This is a genomic window from Nocardiopsis halotolerans DSM 44410 (assembly GCF_000341065.1).
Taxonomy (GTDB): domain Bacteria; phylum Actinomycetota; class Actinomycetes; order Streptosporangiales; family Streptosporangiaceae; genus Nocardiopsis; species Nocardiopsis halotolerans.
The window spans coordinates 1-586 of the sequence record NZ_ANAX01000211.1 but is presented as its reverse complement, the minus strand read 5'-3'; the positions used below and the strand labels follow the sequence as shown (position 1 = coordinate 586).

At 68.6% G+C, this 586-nt stretch carries 2 pseudogenes; both read left to right on the top strand.

The features are described from left to right. Positions 1-360, top strand: a pseudogene (locus tag D455_RS34865) (type IV secretion system protein); the annotation flags it as partial. 19 nt (positions 361-379) lie between these two features. After that, positions 380-586: pseudogene (locus tag D455_RS30705) on the top strand (hypothetical protein); the annotation flags it as partial.

Below are 586 nucleotides of genomic sequence, written 5' to 3'. Positions count from 1 at the left end.
GCCCCCCCCCCCGCCGCTGGCAACAACCGTGCGGCGAGTGCGGAGCGGCCTGACCCCAGCACCGGACAGGGCATTTTCGGTGGACGTGAGGAGACCCCGCCCCGAGGGAACACCAACGCCCGTGGTTCGCGCTGGGGCTCTCCCAGGGAGAGGCGTGAACGTCCCGCTCCCCAGCGTCCGGCCCGTCCCGCACCCTCCAGGGAAAGCCGTGGCCGAGGCGACGGTGAGGGCGGCTGGCTGACCGGTTCCAGCAACCGCAAGGACAACAACGCACCCATCACCCCCTTCTGGGGCGAGAGCAGTTCTTCCACGACGAGGGACCGCAAGCGCGACGTCCCCTTCTGGCTGAACGACGACTGACGAACAAAGGCCCCGAGCGATGCCCAACCCTCTCCCCGAACGTGCCCAGCGGACCGTCTTCATCGGACTGATCATCGTGTTGGTCGCGTTCGGGCTGTACTTCAGCTTCGGAGGTTTCGGGGACGGAGCGGAGGAGGAAGACCCCGCCGCGTCCGCTCCGGAAACCGAGACCTCACAGGAGGGAAGCGCGGACGGTTCCGGTGGACCGGACGCACTGTCCACCGTC